At 34.2% G+C, this 25,845-nt stretch carries 31 protein-coding genes; 22 read left to right on the top strand and 9 right to left on the bottom strand.

Annotated elements, in window-relative coordinates; translation table 11 throughout:
• Positions 1-54 precede the first annotated feature (54 nt).
• Together LA20249_RS08080 and LA20249_RS08075 are read left to right on the top strand one after the other, a co-directional pair.
• Positions 55-723 carry a type 1 glutamine amidotransferase gene (locus LA20249_RS08080; protein WP_057737442.1) on the top strand — a complete coding sequence of 223 codons (669 nt, stop codon included), beginning with the start codon at positions 55-57 and terminating at the stop codon, positions 721-723.
• Between the two features lie 71 nt (positions 724-794).
• Positions 795-1,250 (top strand): CopY/TcrY family copper transport repressor, encoded by a 456-nt coding sequence (locus LA20249_RS08075; protein WP_057737440.1) that lies wholly within the window; start codon positions 795-797, stop codon positions 1,248-1,250.
• Positions 1,251-1,349: 99 nt separating this feature from the next.
• Here the strand turns inward: LA20249_RS08075 and LA20249_RS08070 are convergent, their stop codons facing one another.
• Entirely contained in the window at positions 1,350-1,787 is a 438-nt protein-coding gene (locus tag LA20249_RS08070; RefSeq protein ID WP_057737438.1) for a GNAT family N-acetyltransferase, read from the bottom strand.
• 161 nt (positions 1,788-1,948) lie between these two features.
• On the opposite strand from LA20249_RS08070, the gene rsmG reads away from it, so the two are divergent.
• The 8 genes from rsmG (at position 1,949) to LA20249_RS08030 (ending at position 8,906) form a co-directional block, all read left to right on the top strand.
• A complete protein-coding gene (rsmG, locus tag LA20249_RS08065; RefSeq protein WP_057737436.1) occupies positions 1,949-2,674 on the top strand; it encodes a 16S rRNA (guanine(527)-N(7))-methyltransferase RsmG in 726 nt (241 codons plus the stop codon).
• Positions 2,675-2,804: 130 nt separating this feature from the next.
• Positions 2,805-3,581, top strand: coding sequence for a ParA family protein (locus LA20249_RS08060; protein WP_057737434.1), 777 nt, complete (start codon positions 2,805-2,807; stop codon positions 3,579-3,581).
• A complete protein-coding gene (locus LA20249_RS08055) occupies positions 3,562-4,431 on the top strand; it encodes a ParB/RepB/Spo0J family partition protein (RefSeq protein ID WP_057737432.1) in 870 nt (289 codons plus the stop codon). Before LA20249_RS08060 ends, LA20249_RS08055 begins: the two co-directional genes overlap by 20 nt.
• A 9-nt stretch (positions 4,432-4,440) precedes the next feature.
• Positions 4,441-4,704 carry a DUF951 domain-containing protein gene (locus tag LA20249_RS08050; protein WP_057737430.1) on the top strand — a complete coding sequence of 88 codons (264 nt, stop codon included), beginning with the start codon at positions 4,441-4,443 and terminating at the stop codon, positions 4,702-4,704.
• 3 nt (positions 4,705-4,707) lie between these two features.
• Positions 4,708-5,811 (top strand): redox-regulated ATPase YchF, encoded by a 1,104-nt coding sequence (gene ychF, locus LA20249_RS08045; protein ID WP_057737428.1) that lies wholly within the window; start codon positions 4,708-4,710, stop codon positions 5,809-5,811.
• A 15-nt stretch (positions 5,812-5,826) separates the two neighbouring features.
• On the top strand, positions 5,827-6,573 hold the full coding sequence (locus LA20249_RS08040; RefSeq protein WP_057737426.1) for a DUF1129 family protein: 747 nt from the start codon (positions 5,827-5,829) through the stop codon (positions 6,571-6,573).
• Positions 6,574-6,858: 285 nt separating this feature from the next.
• Positions 6,859-8,166 (top strand): sensor histidine kinase, encoded by a 1,308-nt coding sequence (locus tag LA20249_RS08035; protein ID WP_057737424.1) that lies wholly within the window; start codon positions 6,859-6,861, stop codon positions 8,164-8,166.
• Positions 8,167-8,171: 5 nt separating this feature from the next.
• Positions 8,172-8,906, top strand: a complete 735-nt coding sequence (locus LA20249_RS08030; protein ID WP_057737422.1) for a LytR/AlgR family response regulator transcription factor — start codon at positions 8,172-8,174, stop codon at positions 8,904-8,906.
• 491 nt (positions 8,907-9,397) lie between these two features.
• Here LA20249_RS08030 and LA20249_RS08025 read toward each other — a convergent pair whose 3' ends face one another.
• Positions 9,398-9,676 (bottom strand): helix-turn-helix domain-containing protein, encoded by a 279-nt coding sequence (locus LA20249_RS08025; RefSeq protein WP_057737420.1) that lies wholly within the window; start codon positions 9,674-9,676, stop codon positions 9,398-9,400.
• Positions 9,677-9,854: 178 nt separating this feature from the next.
• Between LA20249_RS08025 and LA20249_RS08020 the strand changes: the two genes are divergently transcribed.
• The 3 genes from LA20249_RS08020 to LA20249_RS11995 all read left to right on the top strand — a co-directional run bounded on the left by LA20249_RS08020 (position 9,855) and on the right by LA20249_RS11995 (position 11,370).
• Positions 9,855-10,517 (top strand): ArsR/SmtB family transcription factor, encoded by a 663-nt coding sequence (locus LA20249_RS08020; RefSeq protein ID WP_057737418.1) that lies wholly within the window; start codon positions 9,855-9,857, stop codon positions 10,515-10,517.
• A 74-nt stretch (positions 10,518-10,591) separates the two neighbouring features.
• Positions 10,592-11,239, top strand: a complete 648-nt coding sequence (locus LA20249_RS08015) for a DsbA family oxidoreductase (protein ID WP_057737416.1) — start codon at positions 10,592-10,594, stop codon at positions 11,237-11,239.
• Between the two features lie 2 nt (positions 11,240-11,241).
• Positions 11,242-11,370, top strand: a complete 129-nt coding sequence (locus LA20249_RS11995; protein WP_257790474.1) for a hypothetical protein — start codon at positions 11,242-11,244, stop codon at positions 11,368-11,370.
• Between the two features lie 106 nt (positions 11,371-11,476).
• Here LA20249_RS11995 and LA20249_RS08010 read toward each other — a convergent pair whose 3' ends face one another.
• Positions 11,477-11,674, bottom strand: coding sequence for a hypothetical protein (locus tag LA20249_RS08010; RefSeq protein WP_057737414.1), 198 nt, complete (start codon positions 11,672-11,674; stop codon positions 11,477-11,479).
• Between the two features lie 104 nt (positions 11,675-11,778).
• Here LA20249_RS08010 and LA20249_RS08005 point away from each other — a divergent pair, with 104 nt between their 5' ends.
• The 7 genes from LA20249_RS08005 (at position 11,779) to LA20249_RS07975 (ending at position 18,611) form a co-directional block, all read left to right on the top strand.
• Positions 11,779-12,465, top strand: a complete 687-nt coding sequence (locus LA20249_RS08005; protein WP_057737412.1) for a response regulator transcription factor — start codon at positions 11,779-11,781, stop codon at positions 12,463-12,465.
• A gap of 3 nt (positions 12,466-12,468) precedes the next feature.
• On the top strand, positions 12,469-13,557 hold the full coding sequence (locus LA20249_RS08000) for a sensor histidine kinase (protein ID WP_057737409.1): 1,089 nt from the start codon (positions 12,469-12,471) through the stop codon (positions 13,555-13,557).
• Positions 13,558-13,584: 27 nt separating this feature from the next.
• Complete coding sequence (locus tag LA20249_RS07995; protein WP_057737407.1) at positions 13,585-14,829, top strand: D-alanyl-D-alanine carboxypeptidase family protein; 1,245 nt, start codon at positions 13,585-13,587, stop codon at positions 14,827-14,829.
• Between the two features lie 18 nt (positions 14,830-14,847).
• Positions 14,848-16,377, top strand: a complete 1,530-nt coding sequence (locus LA20249_RS07990; protein ID WP_057737405.1) for a UDP-N-acetylmuramoyl-L-alanyl-D-glutamate--2,6-diaminopimelate ligase — start codon at positions 14,848-14,850, stop codon at positions 16,375-16,377.
• Between the two features lie 4 nt (positions 16,378-16,381).
• The gene (locus LA20249_RS07985; RefSeq protein ID WP_057737402.1) at positions 16,382-17,122 is read left to right on the top strand and encodes an aspartate/glutamate racemase family protein; all 741 of its coding nucleotides are present in this window, start codon (positions 16,382-16,384) and stop codon (positions 17,120-17,122) included.
• Positions 17,123-17,269: 147 nt separating this feature from the next.
• Positions 17,270-17,887: a hypothetical protein gene (locus LA20249_RS07980; RefSeq protein ID WP_057737400.1), complete on the top strand. Its 618-nt coding sequence runs from the start codon at positions 17,270-17,272 to the stop codon at positions 17,885-17,887.
• 313 nt (positions 17,888-18,200) lie between these two features.
• A complete protein-coding gene (locus tag LA20249_RS07975; protein ID WP_057737399.1) occupies positions 18,201-18,611 on the top strand; it encodes a GtrA family protein in 411 nt (136 codons plus the stop codon).
• 181 nt (positions 18,612-18,792) lie between these two features.
• Here the strand turns inward: LA20249_RS07975 and LA20249_RS07970 are convergent, their stop codons facing one another.
• Entirely contained in the window at positions 18,793-19,596 is an 804-nt protein-coding gene (locus tag LA20249_RS07970; RefSeq protein WP_057737397.1) for an aldo/keto reductase, read from the bottom strand.
• Positions 19,597-19,695: 99 nt separating this feature from the next.
• Positions 19,696-20,568, bottom strand: a complete 873-nt coding sequence (scrK, locus tag LA20249_RS07965; protein WP_057737394.1) for a fructokinase ScrK — start codon at positions 20,566-20,568, stop codon at positions 19,696-19,698.
• A gap of 445 nt (positions 20,569-21,013) precedes the next feature.
• On the opposite strand from scrK, the gene LA20249_RS07960 reads away from it, so the two are divergent.
• Entirely contained in the window at positions 21,014-22,231 is a 1,218-nt protein-coding gene (locus LA20249_RS07960) for an MFS transporter (protein WP_057737392.1), read from the top strand.
• Between the two features lie 4 nt (positions 22,232-22,235).
• Here the strand turns inward: LA20249_RS07960 and LA20249_RS07955 are convergent, their stop codons facing one another.
• The 4 genes from LA20249_RS07955 to LA20249_RS07940 form a co-directional block, all read right to left on the bottom strand.
• The gene (locus tag LA20249_RS07955) at positions 22,236-22,712 is read right to left on the bottom strand and encodes a nucleoside deaminase (RefSeq protein WP_057737390.1); all 477 of its coding nucleotides are present in this window, start codon (positions 22,710-22,712) and stop codon (positions 22,236-22,238) included.
• Between the two features lie 159 nt (positions 22,713-22,871).
• Positions 22,872-24,485 carry a polysaccharide biosynthesis protein gene (locus LA20249_RS07950; protein ID WP_057737388.1) on the bottom strand — a complete coding sequence of 538 codons (1,614 nt, stop codon included), beginning with the start codon at positions 24,483-24,485 and terminating at the stop codon, positions 22,872-22,874.
• Positions 24,486-24,528: 43 nt separating this feature from the next.
• Positions 24,529-24,900, bottom strand: a complete 372-nt coding sequence (locus tag LA20249_RS07945; RefSeq protein WP_057737386.1) for a DUF1304 domain-containing protein — start codon at positions 24,898-24,900, stop codon at positions 24,529-24,531.
• Positions 24,901-24,970: 70 nt separating this feature from the next.
• On the bottom strand, positions 24,971-25,282 hold the full coding sequence (locus LA20249_RS07940) for a nucleoside triphosphate pyrophosphohydrolase (RefSeq protein WP_057737385.1): 312 nt from the start codon (positions 25,280-25,282) through the stop codon (positions 24,971-24,973).
• Between the two features lie 199 nt (positions 25,283-25,481).
• Between LA20249_RS07940 and LA20249_RS07935 the strand changes: the two genes are divergently transcribed.
• A complete protein-coding gene (locus LA20249_RS07935) occupies positions 25,482-25,769 on the top strand; it encodes a hypothetical protein (RefSeq protein ID WP_146983811.1) in 288 nt (95 codons plus the stop codon).
• Positions 25,770-25,845 lie beyond the last annotated feature (76 nt).

The following is a 25,845-nucleotide window of genomic DNA, read 5'->3' as shown; positions in this document are numbered from 1 at the left end:
GGAATTGCAGGCGATACCCAGACCAAATATTGCCGTTGATGTGAGAGGATTTTTATGAGAATAAATGTTTTGCAACATACACCTAACGAAGGACCAGGAATGATCCAAGATTGGTCGCAAAAACATGGTCATGAAATGTATATTTATCATCCATACCAATTCGGATACTTATCAACAGCTGAAGAAACCGATCTATTGGTAATTCTTGGCGGTCCAATGAGTCCGAATGATAATTTATCATGGATCAAGCAAGAACGTGATTTAATCAAAGAATTGTTAAATCAAAATAAACCCTTGTTCGGTGTTTGTTTTGGAGCACAACAGATCACTAAAGCACTGGGATACGAGGTTTCTAAAGCTCCCGCTAAAGAAGTCGGTTTCGCACCAGTTTATCGGCGTGACGCTAAGTTTCTTAATATTCCGGAAGAATTGAACGTTTTACATTGGCATGAAGAAATGTTTGAAATTCCAGCAGACGCACAATTGTTGTTCTCCAGTGACAGAGTTGAAAACCAAGGTTTTATTTTAAATCACCGTGTTGTCGGTTTGCAGTTTCACCTGGAACCTAAAAGAGATAATGTTAGAGAGATAGTTGTAAATGATTTTCCTTACCTGAAAGGTTCAGTTTTGAATCAGACTAGTAAGGAAATCCTAGAAACTAGAATATCTGATGATAATAAACAAACTTTGTATAAACTATTAGATTATATCGTAGAAAAATAGTTGGGTTAGGAATAAGTCCAAATTGAAAATAATCTGTTATATAATTGAATTATCAAGAGAGGAAGATTTTGATGGATACTGTAGCACCAAAAAAAGAACAGAGAAAAGTTGAAATTTCTTCAGCAGAATGGCAAATTATGCGTATTGTTTGGACTTTAAAGCATGTGACAAGTACGGAAATCATTAATTTAATGCAACAAAAGCAAACTTGGTCAGATTCAACAATCAAGACTTTAATCACGCGACTAACGAAGAAAAAATTTTTAAGTCGTAAAAAAGATAAGGGACACTACATTTATTCAGCTACCGTTTCCGAACAAGAGACAATGGATGAGTACGCTAATAGTCTTTTTAGTAATTTTTGTGCTCACAAAACTGGTTCGGTTTTGAATGAATTGATAGACACTTTAGATATCAGTAAAGATGATATTAAATTGTTGCAAAAAGCATTGGATAATAAATTAAAGAATGCTCCTGTTCGTGTTAATTGCGATTGTTTGCCAGATGGCTGTGACCATATGTGTTAATAAGAGGTATAATAAAGTTCCTTGGCAGGGGCACTAAAAAAGTCAGTTCAGTAACCATAAATGGTTGCTAGACTGGCTTTTTTGATGGAAATTTTATTATTAAATATTTGCTTCCAATAACATATCTAAGTGAGGAATATTATCTTCTAAATAAACTTTTGAAATGGGTTTAAATCCAAAACTTTCATAAAATTCTTGGAGATATGCTTGGGCTTGTATTTGAATATTCTTTTTGGGAAAACGCTTTTGAATTTCTTCAATAGTTGTTGCAACAATTTCTTTACCCAAACCTTCTTTACGATATTTGTTAACGACTAGAACTCGACCAAAAGTAATATGATCACCGAGATCAATGATTCTTGTATAAGCTTTGAGATTATTGTCTTCGATTAGGCAAACGTGGAGGTCGTTATAATCATGATCATCGACTTCTTGATAAGGACAATTTTGTTCGACTACGAAAACGGCTACTCGTTGTTTGAAAATCTCAATTAATTCCTTAGGGCTTAACTCATTGGTATGTTTAACGATTATCATAAAAAATCCTCCCAAATTTTGATTATTACTAGCATAAAGTATCTTTGTTGCAAATACAACTATATTTTAAAAAGTCTTCGCTAACTCAGCATTGAATTAAATGCTTCATTAATATAGGATTAAAGAGTGTGAAACATGTGTTTCACGAGTGGAGGTATTTGATGAAACCGGAAGAATTTTTTAAAGCTTTAGCCCAAAAAGGTATTGAATTGAGTAGTGTTCAAAAAGAACAATTTGCGACATACTTTCATGAATTGGTCGAGACGAATAAGGTTATGAATTTGACTTCCATAACTGAAGAAGATCAAGTTTATTTAAAACATTTTTATGATTCAATTGTTTTAGGATTTGTGGATGAAAGTATTTTGAATGAAGAGCTAACTTTGTGCGATATCGGTTCAGGTGCAGGTTTTCCTTCGTTGCCATTAAAAATTATCAATCCTAAATTAAAAATAACGATTGTTGATTCATTAAATAAGAGAATTAAATTTTTGGATAGTTTAGTTGCCAAATTGAATTTAACTGATGTGAGATTGGTTCATGGTCGTGCCGAAGAGGTTGGTAAAAATCCCCAATTTCGCGAATCCTTTGACGTCGTAACAGCAAGAGCTGTCGCAGCAATGAATGCTTTGACTGAATTTTGTTTACCATTGGTTAAGATTGGTGGACAATTTGTAGCAATGAAGTCTGAAAAAGCACCAGAAGAAGTTAAAGAGGCTTCATTTGCGATTAAGACTTTAGGTGGCGATGTTAAAAAACAAGAGTCAGTCGAGTTACCAAATGAAGCTGGAATTCGTAATTTCATCTTTGTTGAAAAAATTTCTAAAACACCTAAAAAATATCCACGTAAACCTGGTACACCAGCTAAAAAACCGCTCGTGAAATAATTCCAAGCTATTAAATAATGTTGTAAAAATGATAAGATTATATAGTTATGGCAAAAGCGCCAAAAAAAGTGATTACCATAGATAATATTTTTTGAGATTGTTTAACAATTTCTAGAGATAGGGGAATAAAATGGCACGAAAAATATCTGTTGCAAATCAAAAGGGTGGTGTTGGAAAAACTACAACCACCATCAATTTGGGAGCATGTTTAACTGATCTGGGCCAAAAAGTATTGATTGTTGATACTGATCCGCAAGGAAATGCGACTAGTGGATTAGGAATCAAAAAGGCCAATGTTGAAAAGGATGTTTATGACGTTTTAGTCAATGAATATCCACTAAAGAAGACCATTATACATACAAAACATAAAAATCTTGATATTGTGCCAGCAACAATCCAATTGGCTGGTGCAGAAATGGAATTGACCTCCATGATGGCACGTGAAACACGCTTGCGTGCAGGACTTGAGGAAGTAGACGCTGATTATGATATTATCCTGATCGACTGCCCACCTTCATTAGGTCAATTGTCAACGAATGCCTTTACGGCAAGCGATTCAATCATTATTCCAGTTCAAAGCGAGTACTATGCTTTGGAAGGGTTGAGTCAATTGCTAAATACAATTCGCTTAGTTCAAAAACACTTTAATACTAGTTTAGCTATTGAAGGAGTTTTGATTACGATGTTAGACGCTCGGACTAATCTGGGAGCTCAAGTTGTAGAAGAAGTGAAGTCATATTTTGGCGATTCGGTTTATAAATCAATCGTACCAAGAAATACACGTTTGGCCGAAGCACCAAGCTATGGACTACCAATCGTCGACTTTGATGATAAGTCAAGAGGTGCAAAAGCATATCGTGATCTTGCTAAGGAGGTGTTAAAACGTAATGGCATCAAGCAAAAATAAAAAAGGTTTAGGCAGAGGAATTGACGCAATTTTTTCTGAATTTGAAGCAATTGATGAAAACAGTGAAACCGTAGTAGATTTGTCGATTGACGATATTCGACCTAATCCATACCAACCTAGAAAGACTTTTGATGAACATGCTTTGAATGAATTGGCACGTTCTATTGAGCAAAACGGCGTCTTTCAACCGATTATTGTACGTGAAAGCGTGAATGGGTTTGAAATCATTGCTGGTGAGAGACGTTTTCGAGCAAGTAAAATTGCTAAGAAGACTACTATTCCTGCAATCATTCGTCCTTTGAGTGAATCAGGGATGATGGAAATTGCTGTTTTGGAAAACTTACAACGTGAAGATTTAACTCCTCTAGAAGAGGCAGACGCTTATCAAACTTTGATCACAAAGTTGAACTTGACTCAAGAACAAGTGTCACAGAGATTGGGCAAGAGTCGTCCTTACATTGCTAACTATCTACGTCTTTTGAATTTACCTGAGGAAACTAAGAAACTAGTCCAAAGCAGTAAATTGTCGATGGGACAAGCAAGGACGCTTTTGAGTTTAAAAGATAAAGACCAAATTGATAAATTGGCTAAACGAGCAGTTGAAGAAGATTTAACTGTTCGCCAACTAGAACAATTAGCGACTGAATCTAAGCACGATAGCAAGAAGAAGCGTAAAGCCGTTCAGAAATCGCCTTATATTAAAGCTACCGAGGATAAATTGGTCGAAAGATTTGATACACCTGTTTCTGTAAAGGAAACTAGAAGTGGTCATGGAAAACTTGAAATTGATTTCTCGAATACGGATGATTTAAACCGTATTTTAGACATATTAGGAATCCATTTAGATTAGAGGAATTGTATGTTTAAACTTGGAGATATTATCGTAATGAAAAAACCTCATGCTTGTGGGGAAAACCGCTGGGAAGTTATCCGAATGGGTGCGGATATTAAGGTTAAATGCTTAGGATGTGGACATATTGTAATGATTCCACGGGCTGAATTTAATAAAAAATTCAAGAAAGTCTTAACTCAAGCTGACCAGGTAAAAACGGAAAACGAGCAGCATTATTTGAAAAAAGATCAATTAATGCCACCTAATTTTATTAAAAGAAACGAGGAATAACTAATGGCTTTAACTGCCGGAATTGTCGGACTACCAAATGTTGGTAAGTCAACTTTATTTAATGCTATTACAAAGGCTGGTGCCGAAATGGCTAACTATCCTTTTGCTACGATCGACCCTAACGTGGGAATGGTGGAGGTTCCAGATGCACGTTTATCTAGAATCGACTCTTTAATTCCCGCTAAAAAATTGATCCATACAACTTTTGAATTCACTGATATTGCAGGTATCGTTAAGGGTGCCAGCAAAGGTGAAGGACTTGGTAACAAGTTCTTGGAAAATATTAGACAAGTTGATGCAATTGTTCATGTTGTCCGTGCTTTTGATGATGACGACATCACTAGTGTTACAGGAAAAGTTGATCCATTAGATGATATTGAGACAATTAACTTGGAATTGAGCATTGCCGATTTAGACAGTGTCAACAAGCGCTACACAAGAGTTGAAAAGGCTGCTAAGAGTGCTAAAGATAAAGAAGCTCAAGCAGAATTTGCTGTGCTCGAAAAGATCAAGCCAGTTCTTGAAAAAGGTGGAGCAGTAAGATCAATTGATTTTGATGAAGATGAGCAAAAGATTGTTAAAGGATTATTCCTTTTGACATCTAAACCTGTTTTGTACGTTGCTAACATTGCTGAAGACGATATGGCTGATCCTGAAGCTTCTAAGTATTATAAAGTAGTTGAAGATTATGCTAAGAAAGAAAATGCTCAAGTTATCGGAGTTTCAGCAAAGACTGAAGAAGAGATTGCTGAATTAGATGATGATGAAAGAAAAGAATTCCTTGAAGCCGAAGGTGTCAGTGAATCAGGACTTGATAAACTTATCAAAGCTAGTTATAAGTTGTTAGGTTTGAGAACCTTCTTCACTGCTGGTGGTAAGGAAACTCGTGCATGGACATTCCATGAAGGGATGAAAGCACCACAAGTTGCCGGAATCATCCATTCCGACTTTGAACGTGGTTTCATTCGTGCCGAAGTAATGGCCTTTAGCGACCTAGATGAATTAGGTAGCGAGAAAGCTGTTAAAGAAGCCGGTAAATTACGTGTCGAAGGTAAAGATTACGAAGTACAAGACGGCGATATCATCGAATTCAGATTCAATGTCTAATCCAGGGGGAGCAAAATGTCAGAGGATTTAAGAGAAAAGAATAAAAAGGCTGCTGAAAAGCAAAAAGTTGCTTCAGTTAAGAATGAGAAAAAAGAAGAAACAACAAGTCAGATTTACAGTGCAGATACTGATGAATTGCATAAGAAACTAAGTAATAAAAATTCTGAATACATTTTCAGACTCAATAAGCGTTTGCTCGAAGATGGTTTCAAAGAAGAAGAAACCAAAGAAGTCATCGATGGCTTGCTTCCTGAAATTATTGATAATCAGATTAAGGGAATTCCAGCTAATCAGCTTTATGGTCCCGTTACCCAAAAGGCTCAAGCTATTGCTCATCCAGTTAAGAAAGCCAAGAAAACACCATTCTGGGGCTTGTGGATCGATACTGGCTTGTTATTCTTTGCTTTGTTTGGTTTGTTATACGGAGTCGTTGCTTTAACAAGCAAGAAGACTGATCCTAACAATCAAACCGGAATCTTGACGTTGGTAGTATTGTCAGCTATGTGGGGTGCACTATTGACATGGTTCAACAATCAAATGCGCTTGCCAAAATCTGAAAGACCAGGTTGGGGTAAGACTATTGGATACTTGGCTCTAGGATTAATCGCAATGTTCTTCTTCCTAGGTGCTATGGCATTTGTACCAGCAACAATTAATCCAACTCTAAATGCAGTAGGTTACTTTATTGCAGCAGTTGTCGCATACGGATTGAGATTTGCTTTCCGTAAGTATATGGGAATTAAGGAAAGAACTTTCTTTTAAAATAGTATTGTTCAAAAAAGGGTTGCTAGCAGTCATTCAATGAATGCTGGCAACTTTTTTTAGGATCCTTGAGCCTCATTATTATAAATCAAGACACAATTATAATGTTTTGAGATATATTAAAATCTAATTTTGTTAAAACCATTATTCTGTTTTATATAATGTGAGGTGGAGATGAATTGGATAATTTCAAATTTATGAAACATTATGATGAAAAAATTGTGGTGTTACCTATTAAGTGATGATATCAAGTATTATTAATGTAGTGGCTTGATTGGAGGAATTATGATTATTTTAGATGCTTATTCGTATTTTACAAAGGAATTCTTTTGCATAGTACTTTTACTTATATCAATAAGTATTTTTACTAAAATACATAATAAGTATATCTATTTTTTATTCATAATTGGAAGTTTTCCTTTAACGCTGATAGCTGTTAAAGACTCATTGTTATTAGGAATTTCTGTAACTATTTTATTTGTTGTTAGTAGATTAAAAGCATGGCTCATGAGTAGAAGAAAAATGTTAAATGAGATATTTGCATTAGAATTATCACTTTTTATATATATGGTCGTTCCATTCGTGACTTCAATGATAATTAAAGAGTTTTTTAACCTTAAACTGAACGTCGTTAGTAATGATAAATTAATTCTTCCCACATATCTAATTATTGCAGCCATCATTTTTGTGATTTCTATTCTTATTTGCCAATCAGTATTTAATAATAGTAATTTGAATTTTGAGCAAACTACTATATGTGTTCTTCAATTTGGAATATTTTTAGGTTTAGTTTATACGTTTATAGAAATTATGCAGATTTTAAAAATCTTAGGAACTGTAAGAATTATGACAATGTCTTTTCTGATTGTTCAGTTTGTGTTTTCAATATATACATCATATATATTTTTAAAAAGAAATAAGGAAAAAAACAAAATTTTAGATTTGAAGAAGCAAATGGGAATGCTAAATAAATATACATCAGAAGTAGAAAGCAATTATCAAGATCTTAGAAAAATTCGTCATGATTACAAAAATATGCTTTTGGGAATGAAAATTAATTCTAATCTAAATAAATCTAATAACGAATATCTGAGTAAGTTAATTGAATATACTAATAAATTGAATGATAAAAGTGTTATGAGATTTAATGATATTCGACAAATTAGAATCCCACCATTAAAATCCCTTATCATCGCAAAATTATCAGAAGCAGAAAAAAAGGATATAAACATAAAATTTGAATGTTTATATCCTATAAATGAAATTAACATTAATGAAATTGATTTAGTACGAACAGTTGGTATTTTAGCTGATAATGCGATAGAAGCGTCAAGTGAATCGGATGAGAAAATCTTTAATTGCTTTATATTGAGTAATAATTCAGGCATTGAAATAATAATGGAAAATTCTTTTTTAGGAAAATTGCCTTCTTTTAAGGATATAAATCAATATGGATATAGCAGTAAAGGTTCTAACAGAGGTATGGGGCTTTCTAATGTTAAAGAAATAGAGAAGCATAATCATAATATGGAATTAATAAATTATTCAGAAAATGGTTTATTTAAGTCTTCTATAATAATTAAGGAAGGATGAATCTTATGACAATACCAGTATTTTTATGCGATGATAACGTGACTTTATTATCATATTATAAAAGAATTATTGAAAATTCTATCATAATCAATGATTACGATATGGAATTGATTATGTCAACGACGGATCCTGCTGATATCCTCCTATATTTGAAAAAAAAGCAAATAACGAATAGTCTATTTTTTTTAGATATTGATTTGAGATATAAAACGGACGGTATTGAAGTAGCACAGACCATTCGGAACAAAAATGAATTTGCACAGATAGTGTTTATTACTTCTCATCAAGAACTTGCTTTGGAATCTATAAAACATCAAGTGGCACCTCTCGATTTTATTGTAAAGGGTGATGATGATGAAAAAAAACAAATAGAGTTGATTTTAAAAAAGAATCATCAATTGACATTTAATGATCAAAGTTCTAACGTTCGTCGTCATTTAGTATTTAAATTAGGTTCTAGGGAAATAAGAGTCGATATTAATTCTGTATATTTCTTAGAAACTTCCACAACTCCGCATAAGATAGTTTTATATGGAAAAAATATGATGTATGAATTTTACGGAAAGATGAATGAGATAGAGCATGAATATCCAGAACTAATCAGAGTACATAAATCTTTTTTGATCAATCCTATTCAAATAAATAGTGTGGATTTTAGGAATAGAATTATATGTTTCCCAGAAGAATATTCTTGTACTTTCCCTCTAGTAAAGATGAAATTGGTGAAATCATTAATCTGATTTTATGCATACTGTTTCGATATTAAGATAGAATTTTATTGTCTTGAGATAAAGTTCACTATATTCGTATGTTTCTTCTTAGAATAAAGGTATAAAAAAAGGAGAAATTAAAGATGAGGAAATCATTAGTTAAGTTAATCTACAGTGACCTTCAAAAAGTTATTGGAGTTCATTTGAAGGCTATTAGTATTTTTGCAGTATGTATAGGGGGAATAATTAGTAAATAATTATGGAACCAATGGTAAAGAAATTAATTAAGGCTGCTGTGCCACCGTTTTTTTTTATTATAGTAGGGCTAATTAATTGGTTATTAAAAAGAACTGAACAATCTAAAAAACAATTGAAATCTCTCGTTTTTATCTCATTATTTTATTTTATAGTTGAATTATTTTAAACAATCAAGCATTCTGGATAAATTCCTAGAATGCTTTTTGAATATTTGTGATCTTAGCTGCAAAAATCATTATAAGATAATGTATTTTGAGATGAATTTACTTGATATTGATACTTAATTTTTTGCCCATAGCGAAAGCTAATTTATTTAAAGTTTCGATAGTTGTATTATTTCCTGATTCAATGCTGGAAACTGTAGAGCGAGGAACATCAGCTCGTTTGGCTAGTTTTGCCTGTGTCCATCCCATTTCTTCACGAGCCTTATATACTGCATAAGCACTCTCTAATTTTCCATTTTCAGCTTCATATTCACGTTTGAATTCAGGGTTTTTGAGTTCTTTTTTTAGAAGGTTGTTAATAGAAGTTCCTAATTCCATAATTATCGCTCCATCCTATCAAAATATTCCTATCTAAGTTTTATACCATGTCTCATTTCTTTAACAGCAGTTTTTTGAAATTTTTTTGTAAAAATACACAAAAATTGACAATTCCTAAAATCTAATTAAACTAAAGCTATTCAATCAATTAATCAAATACCATCAAAGGAACCAAAAAATGAACAAAATAGCTGATGAATACAAAAATAATCTCTACAGTGAATTGTCAAAAGTCGGTAAAAGTTTATCCAGTGATCGCCGCTTAGAAATATTAGATTTACTCTCCCAAAGTGAAAAAACGGTGGAGTCTCTTTCAAAAGAATCAGGAATGACCATTGCCAATACTTCCAGACATTTAAAAAATCTACGTGAAGCTAATTTGGTTAAGTATAAAAAGCAAGGCAATTACGTAATTTATCAATTAGCCTCCCCACAGGTTGAACAACTATTTTATTTGTTACGGGATGTTGGTGAAAATCAACTATCGGAGATGAAACAACTCCAGAATCAGTTTAACCTCGAACAAAAAGTTCAAACACTTGATTTATCAGCAGCACTCAAATTGCTTGCCAGAGATGATGTTCAGCTATTAGACGTTCGACCAAAAGATGAATTCGACGCGGGTCATATCAATGGTGCCATCAATATTCCAGTAGACGAATTGAAAAAAGAACTGCAACAGCTAGATGTCAACAAGGACATTATCGTCTATTGTCGAGGTCATCTCTGTGCCTTAACGAATCAAGCAGCACACCTATTAAATGAGAATGGCCATCACGCATATAGTTTAAACGAAAGCTATTATGATTGGCGTGAATTTGTCAGTGAGCAAGCAAATTGACATGTTGGTAAAGCATGCTAATATAAAACTATTCAATCAATTAGTTGAATAGGAAAAGTTAGAGGATAAAATTTATGGAAATCAAATACTGGTCAGATATTGCTTGTCCATTTTGCTATATCGGCTCAACAAGAATGAAAAAGGCTTTAAAGGAATTAAACCTATATGATGAAACACCTTTAGAATTTAAATCATTTCAACTAGATCCAACATTACCAACAAAAACAGATAAGACAATGCTTGAAAACTTCTCATCCGGACACGGAATGACAACTGAACAAGCAACCGCTCAAATCGAACAGATTTCAAAGATGGGAGCAACTGATGGATTAAAAGTTGATTTACTAAACGCCGTTCCAACCAATACACTTGACGCCCACCGTTTAATCAAATTGACAGATTCATTGGGTAATCGGGATCTAACTGAAAGAGTTATTGATGCTTTTTACCAAGTTTACTTCAGCAATGGTGAATCAATTGCCGATCACGCCGTCTTGAAAAAGGCTGCTACCGCAGCTGGTTTGGATGCCAAAAAAATCGACGAAGTCCTCAACAGCAAGCAATTCGAGCGTGAAGTTTGCAGTGATGAAATAGAGGCCCAAAAGTTGGGAATCCAAGGGGCCCCATTCTTTGTTATTGACAACAAATACGGAATTTCCGGAGCTCAACCATACGAAACCTTTGTTCAAGCTCTACAACAAGTACAAGCTAAGGAGGGATAATTATGGACGATAAGAAAAATATGTTCCAAAGCCTAGGCAGCGATGAAAGTGCTGTTTGTGGTCCAGAAGGCTGCAATATTGACGAACACCGCGCAAAAGAAGCAAAGAAACAAGAAGATAAAAAGAATTAAAGAGAGCAAAAAGAAACAGCATTTATTCAGAAAAAATTCTGAATAAATGCTGTTATTTTTTAATTTTACTCCTAAATAATTAGAAAGGAATATACAAACGAAAGTATTATTTGACCCGGAAGAACTGTACCAATCCGTATAAACCATAACCTCCGGCAGCAATTTTCAAGATGGTCATGATTGTACCAACTTTTTTAAAATCCAAATTTTTATCGTAGTTGATCTCATATTGAACAAACAAGATAATGGCTACAGAAAAAATGATTATCAACAAAAATTTCATTCTCTTTTTTAAATATTCCATAAAAGCTCTCTTTCACAGTCTGATTAGTAATCTAGTTCTATCTTATTGTATAATACTAACTAGTTGTATACTTGTAAATATATGTACGCTTGAGAGGTCTAATAATGAAAATCTTAGTGGTTGATGACGATAAAGAGATTGTAGAACTACTTAGCATTTATATAAAAAATGAAGGTTATGAACCCGTTACAGCTAACTCTGGTCAAGAAGCATTAGACCAATTAGCGGCTCATAGCGATATAGCGCTAATGGTTCTTGATATCATGATGCCTGGTATAGATGGGATTGAGGTTGTTAAACGGGTCCGTAAAAATTCGCAGATACCAATTATTATTGTATCGGCTAAAACAACTGATATGGATAAAATTCAAGGTTTAATCACTGGTGCGGACGATTATGTAACAAAGCCTTTTAATCCTTTGGAAATTATGGCACGGATCCGTTCACTATTACGTCGTAGCACGCAACAGACGTCTAAAAATGTTCCTGATAAATTGGAAGTAGGTCCAATTACTATTTATAAAGATTCTCACGAAGTAGTGACGGATTCCAATCAAAAAGTGCAGTTGACGGCGTTAGAATTTGGAGTGCTCTATTTACTAGCTAGTCATCCTAATCGCGTTTTCTCTGCAGACGAAATTTTTGAACGTGTTTGGAAACAAGAGAGTGTCGTCTCCGCTAAAACAGTTATGGTTCACGTTAGTCATTTACGCGATAAATTAGAAGAAGCTACCAACGGCGAAAAGGTTATAGAAACTGTTTGGGGCGTTGGGTATAAAGTGGAGGTCTGATTTTTGAAAAAGAGGATCAAACTGAATACAAGAGAAAAAGGTGTCCTCCTTTTTGAAGGAATAGGCGCCTTTCTTTTATTTCAGATTATGAATGTTTTTTTGATAAGTATGATTGGTAAGAGTGATTTCATCCAGAATTTTCAAACGAATTGGCATAATCTGCTTGCCGATAATCTTTGGAAAGTAATGGTTGTATTAGTCCTTCAGTTAATTTTGTCCTATTTTTGGGTAATAACACAGTATCATCGTCTAGAATTACGCCAAATTAAGCGAATTTTACAACAGAGCGCAACAGCTAATTTGCCTAAGCCAATTAAAGTAAAAGTCGATCATAACTTACAAGACATTATCGATAGTTTCAATCTTTTAATAGATAATATGAACCGTCGTTCTAAGGAACAGGAAAAATCTGAGAAGAGTAAAGATGAATTAATAAGCAATGTCAGTCATGATATAAGGACGCCTTTGACCTCCGTTATCGGCTATTTAGGCTTGATTGAAAGCAAAAATTATAATGATTTAGGACAAATTTTGAAATATACCCATATTGCGTACAAGAAATCATTGGAAATGCAAAATTTGGTTAACTCTCTTTTTGAATTTGCGAATGTTCAACACGCAACTAGTCGTTTGAATATGACTAAATTTGATATGGCACAGATGCTGGATCAATTGTCGGCTGATTTTGAGTTGGAAGCTAATAAGCGCGGTATGGAAATTATTGTTAATTCTGATCCTGACAAGATTATGATGCAAGGCGATACAGAGAAATTGGGGCGTGTCTTCAATAACCTGATCATGAATGCTTTCAAATATGGCAAGGGTGCTACGCATATCTGGTTGACCGCGGAACAAAAAGAAAAAGAGGTCGTTGTAACGGTAGCTAATAATGGGCAATCTATTCCTAAAGACTCGCTGGATCACGTGTTTGACCGCTTCTATCGGGTTGAAGATTCACGTTCTAAGAAGACTGGTGGAACTGGTTTAGGATTGGCAATTGCTCAAAGCATGGTGAAACTTCACGGTGGTACAATAGCAGTTACTTCTGATAAAGATAGGACATCATTTATAAGTCATTTTCCTATCGTTTAAGAAAAGAATAATTTGTGAGGTTTAAAAATGAAAAATTTCTGGAAGAAATTAACTCTGATAATGTCGTTAGTTATTTTGACATTGCCACTGTTTACTTCGACTGTTCAAGCTGATTCGAATTCCACTTTTGATTTAAGTGCGAATGCGGGAATGGCTTTTGATGAAAATACTGGACAAATTATTTACAGTAAGAATGCTGATAAAAAAGTTGCCATAGGTTCCATAACTAAAATTGTGACGTTGTATTTAGTAACAAAAGCTCTTAAGGAGAAGCAATTTACGCAACAAGATACACTGGCTCCTACCCAAGAACAAGCTGATATGACCGAAGATAGTGAATTGACCAATGTTCGCTTGGATACGGACAAATCGTATACCGTCGAGGAACTTTATAAAGCTGCTTGGATTGTCTCGTCGAATTCGGCGGCAATGATGTTGGCTGATAAAGTATCTGGGAGTCAAAAAAAGTTTGTTAAATTGATGCGAAAGACTTTAAAAGATTGGGGAATTAAGGACGCTGAAATTTATAATGTTTCAGGATTGAATAATTCCGATCTTAAACCCGATATGTACTTAGGCGCTAAAGATGGTGAAAATAAGCTTTCGACTAATGATATTGGTGTGATCGTCAAGCATGTTCTGGACCAATTCCCAGAAATCTTGAAGACGACTTCAATTGCTAAGTTTGAGTTCCCTTATGAAAATGAAACTAAGACTTATGACTCATTGAATCTCTTGTTAAAAGGAAATCGTGACTATCAAGCTGGATATGAATTTGATGGTTTGAAGACGGGAACGACTAATCAAGCTGGAGAATCCTTTGTTGGTACGTTGCCGATGAATGGTACTAGGATCGTGACTATTGTCATGGGAGCTAGTGGTGAGAAGAGTGATGTGGATAAGCGATTCAGAAGTGCACAAAAATTGGCTCAAGATGTGAAAGATAATTATGAACATAAAGAGACATTGAAAAAGGGCCAGAAGATAAAAATTCATAAAAAAGAATATAAAATAAATCAGCCAGTTTATGTTTGGGTACCAAAAAATTCTAATGTTGAAAATTTAAGCTATAATGAAAGTAGTAACGACTTAGGTTTTACTGCGACCCACAAAAAGCAAACGGTGAAATTAATTGCTGCTAATACTGCTAGTGGATATCTTCCGTTCAAAAAGGCAGATGTTAAAAAAGTAATACACAAGAAGACTAGCCAGAAGTCTTGGTGGGATCCAATCGTTGATTTTTTTAATAATCTAATTAAACGTCTATTTTAGAAAAAGCAGGGTGAAAGAATGAGTTTGAAAGTAAGTAAAGCTATTGAGATTCTGAAAAAAGATGACTTGCTGGTTTCTGATTCAGTAAGCGATGAAAATCTCGAAGTAACAAGTATTAGTTACGATTCTAGAAAAGACCAAACTAATGGAATTTTCTTCTGCAAAGGAAATCAATTCAAAGCAGAATATTTAGACCAAGCAATTAAAAATGGTGCCAAGATTTATGTTTCTGAAAAAGAATACAGTCAAGATATTGACCGCATAATCGTTAAGGATGCTTCTAAGGCTTTGGCTCTATTGAGTTCGGAGTTTTATGGCAATCCTCAAAATGATTTGTATATCGTGGCCTTCACAGGCACAAAGGGTAAGACAACAACGTCATACTTCACATATGACATTTTAAACAGTGCTTATCCTAAGAAAGTCGCTTTGTTCTCAACTGTCGATCGAATCGTAGGACCAAAACCAAGTGATGAGTTCAAATCAGACCTAACTACACCAGAGTCATTGGAATTGTTCCATGATATGAGAACAGCGGTTGATAATGGCATGAAGTATTTGGTTATGGAAGTGTCATCCCAAGCATATAAGAAGAATCGGGTCTACGGTTTGAAGTTCAATATTGGTGGATTCTTGAATATTACACCAGATCATATTGGACCAAATGAACATCCAACTTATGCTGACTATTTGAATTGCAAGAAGCAATTGATGGTTAACTCAAAGATTAATATCATTAATCGTCAAACTAATGATTATGATACGGTTTATGCTGCTGCAAAGCAGACGAGTCCAGATAAAGATATTTATCGTTTTGCCAAAAACGAAGTTGGAGATACTGATTTCAGTATTCGTAACAAAGAATCTAATCTGAATGATTCTGTCTTTACTTATACAGCCGAAAGCGACAAAGCCGAAGACTTGCAAGATCATGGTGAATACACTTATGAATTGGGGTTAGTCGGTGATTTCAATGAATTAAACGCTGGAGCAGCTATTACCGCTGCTAAAATTATGGGAATCGATAACTCGGTGATTGCTGATAGCCTAAAAAAAGCATTCGTCCCGGGGAGAATGGAGCACATTAATACCAAGAACCACGGGACAATCTTCGTAGATTACGCCCACAACTACGCTAGTATGAACGCTTTGTTGAGTTTCTTGAAACGTGAGTATCCAGATTCAAAAATTAAAGTTGTAGTTGGAAGCCCTGGAGATAAAGGGGTCGACAGACGTAGTGGCTTTGCTAAAGTCTTAACAGAATTAGCAGATTCAGCTATTTTGACAACTGATGATCCTGGATTTGAAGATCCAGCTAAAATTTGTAAGGAAATTGATGACCAAATCGATCATGAAAAAGTGGAAGTGAAGACAGTTCTCGACCGTCAAGAAGCTATTCGTGAAATGATTGAATCAAGTAACAATGATGATATAGTCGTCCTTGCTGCAAAGGGAAACGATGCTTATCAGAAGACGAAAGGCATTGATGTACCCTATCCGAGCGACCCCGTTGTTGCTAAGAAAATTTTAAAGGATATTGAAGGTTAGGAATATGAGAAAATTCTTTACAGTAATCGGTGGTATGGGAAGTTTAGCCACTGAAAGTTATATACATTTATTAAATGAACGGACACCTAGTAAGAAAGACCAAGATTACTTAGACTATATTTTAGTCAATCACTCAACCGTGCCCGATCGGACAGCGCATATTTTGGATCATAGTAAGCCTAGTTTTTTGCCACCATTGGTTGAAGATATTAAACAACAAAGTTTGTTAAAGCCTGAATTCATGGTTATGATTTGTAATACTGCTCATTATTACTATAAAGAACTGCAAGCTGCTACTGATATTCCATTGATTCATATGCCACATATGACGGTTAGTGTAATGAAGGATAAGTATCCTAACGCTAAGAAAATTGGCTTGATTGCTACTAAAGGAACTATTGCTGATCACATTTATGAAGATGAGATCAAAGAGGCTGGTTTCGAATTTAGTATGGGTGATCAAGAAATTCGAGATCAAGTTGAAAGTTTGATCTATGATGATATTAAAATTAAGGGTAAGGTTGATGCAGCTAAGTATTACGACATTTTGAAGACAATGCATGATAAATTCGAATGTGACGTAATTGTTTTGGGATGTACCGAATTATCTTATGCTCAGGAAAAAGCTCCTGACCACCCTTATAACGTTGCTGACGGTCAAAGTATTATTGTTGATAAATCAATTGAACTCGGTCAAAAGATTCGTCGTGGCGAAAAGATTGATTACACACAAATTTATAAATAATTTTTAATTCAATATGTAGCATAAAATTGGAGCAAAACTGAAATTGGTTTGCTCCAATTTTTATGTTTTAGTAATGTTTCTCATGGAACATTGCTAAGAAAGCCCTTATTCCTTTATAATGTTCAGGAACAAGGAGGAATTTACTATATGTTTAAAAAATTATCGCTTTTTACGGTGATTTTGTCAGGGGTATTGTTGGCTGGATGTTCTAATTCACAGTCCTCAAGTGCAGAATCAAGTACTAGTACAAAATCTGAACAGACCAAGAGTACTAAGAAAACGACTCCTAAGGAGTCAAACAATAATGATACAGACTCTACATCATCAGATGATGATGAAAACCAAGCAAACACTAATACTAATAATAGTGATGCTAATAATGATAGTACTACTAAGACTAATACAGATAATTCCAATAGTTCTAACGGTGCTAGTGGAAATCAAGCAACACAAAACAATCAGGATTCAACAACATCTGATAACAGTAATAGTTCATCTGATACGACTAAAGATCAGACGACTCAACAAACTGATTCACAGACGCAAGAATCAACTAATATCACAACTGCAGATCAAGCTGTTTCATTTTTGGTTGATAAATTAAGTTCAACTTATGACAAGTCGACAACACAGTATGTTGCTAATGGAAAAGTTACTTGGAATAATGTGAATGGTTATCAAATAAATATTTATAGTAAGAATTCAGATTCACCAGTCGGAAGTTATCTTGTACCAACCAATGGTCAATATTTCCAAATTTGGTAATTAGGATATGCCATTATCTATGTAAGAAGAATTAGTTATATTTTGATTTAGCTATTCCAGACTAAATAGTGGTTCTATCGTTTATGTCTAGATTGTTGAAAATAATGGCATCTATTCAGGATTCACATTGATTTTTGAAATCAGCGTGTTTTATCCTTAAATAGATGCCATTTTCTATTATTATCAAGTTAATTTTAAGAAATCTAAGTTAAAATTAATTGATCATGTTGAAAAAGTGGTTGAGAAGTAACTGCTTATTCCTTAGGATATAAGTTGTAGAATTGGAAATAAAATCATTAAGGACAATTACTAAATGAAAGAATTGTGGAATAAATATAAAGATATGATTCCGTATTTATTTTTCGGAGTCTTAACAACAGTAGTAAATTACGTAGCTTTTGCCTTGTTATGGCGAACGGCGGGGATGAATTCACAGATTGCCAATGCCATTGCCTACTTAATTTCGGTTATTTTTGCGTATGTAACGAATAAATTATGGGTCTTCAATTCCCACACAACGACTTGGAAAGCCTTTTTTCAAGAAATGGGCTCATTTTTCTTGTTCAGAGGTGGTTCTTGGATCATTGATCAAGGAACGATGTTTATCGGAATGGAATTATTACATGGAAATGGTTTTATTGTTAAATTGATTGCCAATGTAGTGGTTGTTGTTTTGAATTATGTTTTCAGTAAGTTTATTATTTTCAGAAAACGTAAGGGGTAAATATGCCGTCGTCCACAAAATCCCTGTGATTGGCTGGAACATAGCCGACACGGGGATTTTGTTCCCGACTAGATTTCGTTTTTATTTGGATAGATTTGAATTTATAATTAAATAAGGCCCTGATAGAATTCAATTAAGAATTCTATCGGGGCCTTATTAAGTTGTTAGTATCAGTTTTGAACTAATAGTTAAGATGTTTACCTTGGTCTAAAGCGTTGATGTCTTTAATTTCGTCTTCTGTAAGATTAAAGTCGAAGATATCAAAGTTTTCTTTAACTCTTGCAACTTTGGATGATTTAGGGAAGATGACAAAATCTGTGTCGATTTGCCAACGTAGGACGACTTGTGCTGGTGTTTTTCCATGTTTTTTGGCGATTTCATTGATGGTTTTATCTTCCAGAATCAAGTGACCATGTCCAATTGGTGAGTATCCTTCATTGACGATGTCGTTTGCTTCATCGAATGCTGCTAATTCAGGCTGTGTCTTGTAAGGGTGACGCTCGATTTGGTTGACCATTGGTTTCACTTTTGCCATAGAAAAGACGTCTTTTAATTGTTTTTCTGAAAAGTTTGAAACACCGATGGCTTTAATTTTGCCTTGATTGTAAAGAGTTTCCAAGGCTTTCCAAGTATCTAAAGTCAATTGAAAATCCTTTTCATTGGGCCAGTGAATCAAATAAAGATCTAAATAATCCATTTGTAGGTCTTTGAGGGTTTGTTCGAAAGCTTTCAAAGTTTTATCGTAACCTTGATCCGCATTCCAAACTTTTGAAGTAATAAAGAGGTCTTCTCTTTTTACGTCTGAATTTTTGAAGGCTTTACCGATGGCTTCCTCGTTGCCATAGATATGAGCGCAGTCAAAATGATGATATCCAGCGTCCAAAGCGCCTTGGATGGCATCAGCAACGTCGGAATTGTCGATCTCGTAAGTTCCAAATCCTAACATTGGAATGAAAACGCCATTACTTAATTGTTTATATTGCATAATCTTCCTCCAAATTAAATAAATTGATATTTTAATTATATTACAAATAAAGACAGCCTCATATCATTCGAACTCAAATGACACGAAGCTGTCTAATAATTATTCTTGTAATTCACGGATAGCTAAGGCAAAGTCGCCCAATGTAGCTGAACCGTTATTTTTAATAACTGGCATAGTAATATATTTATCCAAAGCTGGAACGTTAAGATAATCGTTTAATAATTCTTTGAATTGAGCACGAACTTTAACTAAGAAAGCTTCACTGACAACTCCACCACCGAAGACGATTTTGTCAGGTCTTAGAATAAGAGTTGCTTGAATAGCTGCTTGGGCAACATAGTAAGCCATGATATCCCAAACGTGGTCTGTCAATGGAACATCTTGTCCTTTAATTCCTAAACGAGCATCAAAAGTTGGTCCTGCGACTAATCCTTCAAGACAGTCACCATGGAAAGGACAGATTCCTTTAAAATCGAGGTCATCAGGATGACGTTTGACAAAAGTATGACCCATTTCAGGATGTCCCATACCACCAACAAAATTACCTTTATCAATTGCACCGGCACCAACACCAGTTCCAACAGTGTAATAAACAAGAGAGTCAATCATCTCGTTAGATAAAGTCGACATGATATATTCACCATAAGCTGAACCATTAACATCGGTTGTCCAGAACATTGGAATGTCGAAAGCTTCCTTCATCTTACCGATAAAGTTAGTGTCCTTCCAACCTGGCTTAGGTGTAGATGTGATATAACCATATTTTGGTGAATTCTTACGTTGTTCGATAGGACCAAATGATGCAATTCCTAAAGCTTGAATATCAAACTTCTTGAAATAATCAATGGCCTTTTGTAATGTTTCCTCTGGTGTTGTGGTTGGGAAATGGACACTATCCTTGATACGGTAGTCCTCGTCACCAACGGCACAAACAAATTTTGTTCCACCTGCTTCAATACTTCCTACTAGCAAAATAATCTCTCCTCAATTTAGCAATCGTTTTCAATACTAATAAGATACTATTATTTATTTTCAAGGTCAAATTGGAATGCGGTTTATAATTGTAATTTTAATGTTACTCATTTTTTACTAATTATTTTCTAATTTTAAAATAGTGTTTATAAACGATTGTTATGTATTGTTGCTAAGGATTAGAAAAGCTAGATATAAAAATGTAGAATTGAATATTAAGAAATATTGACTTCTTTATATTTTAAGATTATAACTTAATTAATGAAATTAGAAAATGAAATCTAAACTTGCCAAAGGGGAAATTACTAAACAAGTTTGGGAGGATTATAAAGCTGAGTATAAGACAAGAGTAAATAATACTTTTAACAAGAAAGATAATTAGCTTAAAAAGAACACCGAGACTTTTATTAGTTTCAGTGTTCTTTTTAGAAGTGGGGTGGGATAGATGGATCTTGAAGAAACTGCTACAAATAAACAATTAATTAAAGCAGGAGCTACAACAGTAATTAATGATTTAGGTGCGTCAATATTTAATTATGCTTTGTCCCTTAAATTGCTCCAAGTTACAGGTTCAGCAATGGGTTATGGAACGAGTTTGATTATTGGGCCATTAGTGGGTGTACTTGTCGCCCCTTGGGTGGGAAATACTGTTGATAGATATCAAAGAAAGAATATTGCCTTAATAGCTGAAAGTGCACTGATTCTAACACTTATCATATACTTTTTAGTTTTTGAGATATTTCATACTAATATATTGATTTCAGCTATTGTAGTTGTTTGTTTGAATAATATTACAGCTCGCTTTTTTACCATCTCATATTTATCATCAACTCCGCAAATAGTAAATGGTGAACACATTCAAAGATTAAATTCAATTGAATCAACTGCTGCCACGGTGTCAAGTATCTTAGCTCCTGCAATAGCGGGATTCTTATTTGGAATTATAGATTTCAAATGGTTGATTATTTTGCAAATTGTTACGGAGGTAGTAACGTTAATTTTAACAGTGGTAACACATTTTGATAATAATGATGTAGATAATGCAAAACAAGTACGTAACTTGAATATATTCAAGTCCCTGAATAAATATCCAGCAGTACGTTTCTTTTTAATAGTTACTATGTGTCTAAATATTACCAGCACTGCTCTCGTTATAGGAATGCCTTATGTTGTAATACAAATTTTGAAGTATTCGACAACAATTAGTGGAAACATTGAAGGTATATATTCTGTCGGTGCACTTATTGGTGGGATAATTATTACATTGGTGAGTTTAAAAAATGTTTTCAAATTTATAAGAAATATGTATTGGGTACCTAGTTTACAATTGTTCCTTTTAGGTTTGTCACTTTTTGTTCTACCACATTACGTTTTATTCATCTTTGCATTTTTTGAGTTTTCGATTGGCATAATGAATGCTATCTCGGAGCCTCCCATTTTTACATATGTACAAAAAGTAGTTCCTGAAGAAGATCTTGGAAAAGTCAACACGTCAATGTATACAGCTGCACAGATTTTAACACCAATTGCTGTATTTATATTTAGTATTGTGTTCGCCAAAGTGAACTACCAAGTGATTTTCTTAGTGAATGGTATAGTTAGTTTGCTTTTAACATTATTTTTGTTGGAAATAGTGGGTAAAGGAGTGAACTACAATGAATAGACCTTTAATAAATAGTGTGTGAAGTATCATTCTTAAAGTCATCAAATGCCTTGATAGTCATATCACGGTCATATTGTTCTAAGTCGAGAACTTGTTTATCTTTCAAACCGTCATTTAAAAATTTATAAATAAAATCGTCTCGGAAACCGATATCTTTAGCATCCTCAGCAGTATTTCCGTAGTAACAAGTTTTAATATTGGACCAAATGATCGCTCCTAAACACATAGGGCATGGATAAGCGTTTGTATACAACTCGCATCCAGTTAAGTCGTGCGTACCTAACTTTTTGCAAGCTTCTCTAATCGTGGTGATTTCCCCATGAGCTGAGGGGTCATGGTTGGCTAAAACGTGATTTCGACCTTGTGCAATAATTTTTCCATCTTTAACAATAACGGTACCAAAGGGTCCACCAATCTGTGTCCCTACATTCTTTTGAGCCTCTTGAGCGGCTAATTCCATAAATTTCTTTTCGTATGCCATAAAATTTGTCCTAACCTTTTCAAATATATTCTTAGTATAATTCAAAATTTTATGGAATAGAAATTTTAATGGATAAATACAAGACTATTTGTATTGGACTCCAAATAAAAAAGCTCTGAGTAAATGAAGTGAATCTTCTACCCAGAACTGATTATAATTTTAATAAATTTTAGTATCGCGAATTTCTTTCAAGATGTTCAATGAGCCATCTTTATAACTCATCAATCCATAAACGAGAACACCGATGATTCCACAGATGATGATGACGATAATGGCACCAACTTTGGTAGCGTCAGAGATGACTTTGACAATTAAGAAATTGGCTATCGATACGACAAAGAGCATGACTAAACCGTCAAACAGAATCCGCAATAATTTTTTGCCTAAAACTTTATCAACAATTTTAAACTGCTTATTGATCAGTCTAAAGGCAAAGTGACTCATGATGATAAAGGAAATAGCTGTTGCTGTGACAGGTCCATAAACGCCCAGAGCCAACGTTAACGGCAACTGTAAGATAATCTTTAGTAAGTAAGCAATTGCTAGATACAACATTGATTTTCTCATGTGTCGAGTAACTTGGAGAATATTTTCCAAAATCATGAAAATACAGTAGAAGAAAGCTTCCACACAAGAGACAATCAATACTTTGGAACCAAGAATGCTTTGGTCGTAAAAAACGAATGCGGTCCAAAGCTGACGACTGATAGCAATCACGCCAAAAGTAGCAGGCAAAATGATGAAAACAGTGAATTGTACGATTTTACGCATGAAACTTTGAATGTATTCATCTGAGGCTTTTTTGCTGACCATAGCCGATAGTGCTGGAATAACAGAAGCAGAAACGGAAATGGCTAGTGAAACTAAGACCATGATAATTTTATTAGCTTGGAAACCAAACATTGCATATAAGTTATCAATTGTTTTTTCGCTAGCGTGAAGAATCAGTTGGTAGATCCAAGTGAAGGTAGTTTGGTCAAACAATTGTAAGACGGTCATGATAGTATCGACCAATAAAAATGGAATGGCCGAACGTAACATAGATCCAAAATTGATGTCTAATGAACCGTCAGTTGGGAGATCGTCTTTAGTTTTAATATCTTCGATAGTAGTTGATTTTCTCACACGAACACGAATCCACAACAAGAAGACATAGGCTAATGTAGCTCCGATAAATGAAGCCAAAGTCGATTGATTAACGGCGGAAACGTAATTGCCCTTTTGTAAAACCATGATTGTGTAGGTTGCATAAAGCATATAAGCAACACGAGCGATTTGTTCGATGACTTGAGAAAAGGCAGAATAAGAAATGAAGGCATATCCTTGGATGTAACCTCTTAAAATACCCAGGGCTGGAATGATAAGCATAGCGACACTCAAGTATTTAATCGGCGTTACAACACGCATATCGCCGGCAGCTAAGACGATTGCTACATACTTGGCACCAAAGAACATGATAGCAGCACAACCGATACCGACTAAAGTCATATAAAAACTGTATTTCTTGAAGAGTTTTTCACTCTGATCAAAGCGTCCTAAAGCGTTATGAGAAGCGACTTCTTTAGAGATAGCTGAAGGGATTCCGGCTGTTGCGATGATCAAAAAGAGATTGTAAATATTGTAGACTTTCCCGTACATGGAATTAGCAGCATTGACAGCCAAAGGACCAATCCAAATATTCCAAGGAATAATATAGACAACTGCCAGAACTCGAGAAATTATTCCGCTGATTGAAATCCACAGGGAACTTTTTAGTAATGAATCTTTTTTCATATTTTTTTCCATTCTTTGATAAAATTGCTCAAATTAAGTAACTCTAGTTATAAAAGAAAAGTACGAAAACTAAAGCTATAAGGGCAGGTAAACCTTGTAAGTAGATAATCTTTTTAGTAGCAGTCGCAGCTCCATAAATAGCAACGATGATGACGTAAAGCATTAACATAATTAGAATTATTTTCAAAGTAGTTCCTGTGAAGAAGAGAATCATCATGAGAATAAGAATTCCCAAAAGACCATTATAAATACCTTGATTGGCTAAAGCCATTTTGGCATGTTTATTTTTAATGAATTCCAAAGGCATATCGAAAAGTTCGGCTTGTTTCTCAGGTTTAGCAAACATTTCTAAACCTGCAATGCCGATATGTTCCAAAGCCACTAGTGCAACTAAGAATAAAGTTAAGATTTGCATTTTAATCTTCTTTCTATTAAAAGTATAAATATTATATTAGACTGTTTTCAAATAGCATACAATGTGTAAATTATGATTCTTCATTGCTATTTATCATAACAAACTTTTCCATGAATTTGCCTTTTTGATTTATTTTAGCTTGGCGCAAACTGTCCATTTCCTCATAGGTAATGGAGGCATCGTCCAAAATAGCGCGGATAACTTCTTCCAGATCGCCTAATTCTTCAACTAGATTAGCACGAGTGTTAGAGTCTTTGACTTCAACAGCTTCTTCAATTAACTTCTCTCGTAGTGAGGTGCGGTAGTCCTCATTCGAAAGAACTTCAAATTTAGTTCCATCATGAATAATATCGGGTATTTTGTCCCGAACCAATTTTTTCATATTATAAATTCCCCCAAAAACGTTTGTAGAGAAATCTTACCACACACGAACTTGTAAGCGCAGTATTTGATAATAATAATATCCTCATGATATTATTTAATTAAAATAAATATAAAAGTGTTGATAGGTTATGAACGTTTCAAGTATAGAATTGGCAGAAATATATGGTGGACTATTATTATTAATTATGGTGGTAATAATGATATTACTATTCATAAATGATTTGATTCGTAAAAGAATGGAGTTCGCCTGCAAAAATGCGCTTCAAAATAAATTAAAAATAGCCGAAATAGCGATTGATGATAAAACGGCTGAGTATTTAAAGAAGAATAGTAAGCATGAATTACAGCGGATCAATGAGTATGTCTCACGTAAGAATAATGTGATTCACTATAAACTGTACTTGAAGAAAAGAAGATTTGATTTTTATTTAAAAAAAGAAAATTTATGGAATTATAAAGTTATTGCAATAAAAATGTATGAATAGGGTAACCGTTATAACGGTTACCCTATTTCTTTTCGCAGACTTTAATTGACTATCGAGAAAAAATTAGATACCATGT

It is taken from the genome of Companilactobacillus alimentarius DSM 20249, assembly GCF_002849895.1.
In the GTDB taxonomy this organism is placed as follows: domain Bacteria; phylum Bacillota; class Bacilli; order Lactobacillales; family Lactobacillaceae; genus Companilactobacillus; species Companilactobacillus alimentarius.
Note: the sequence above shows the minus strand (reverse complement) of the source record. Positions and strands in the feature narration are given on the sequence as shown.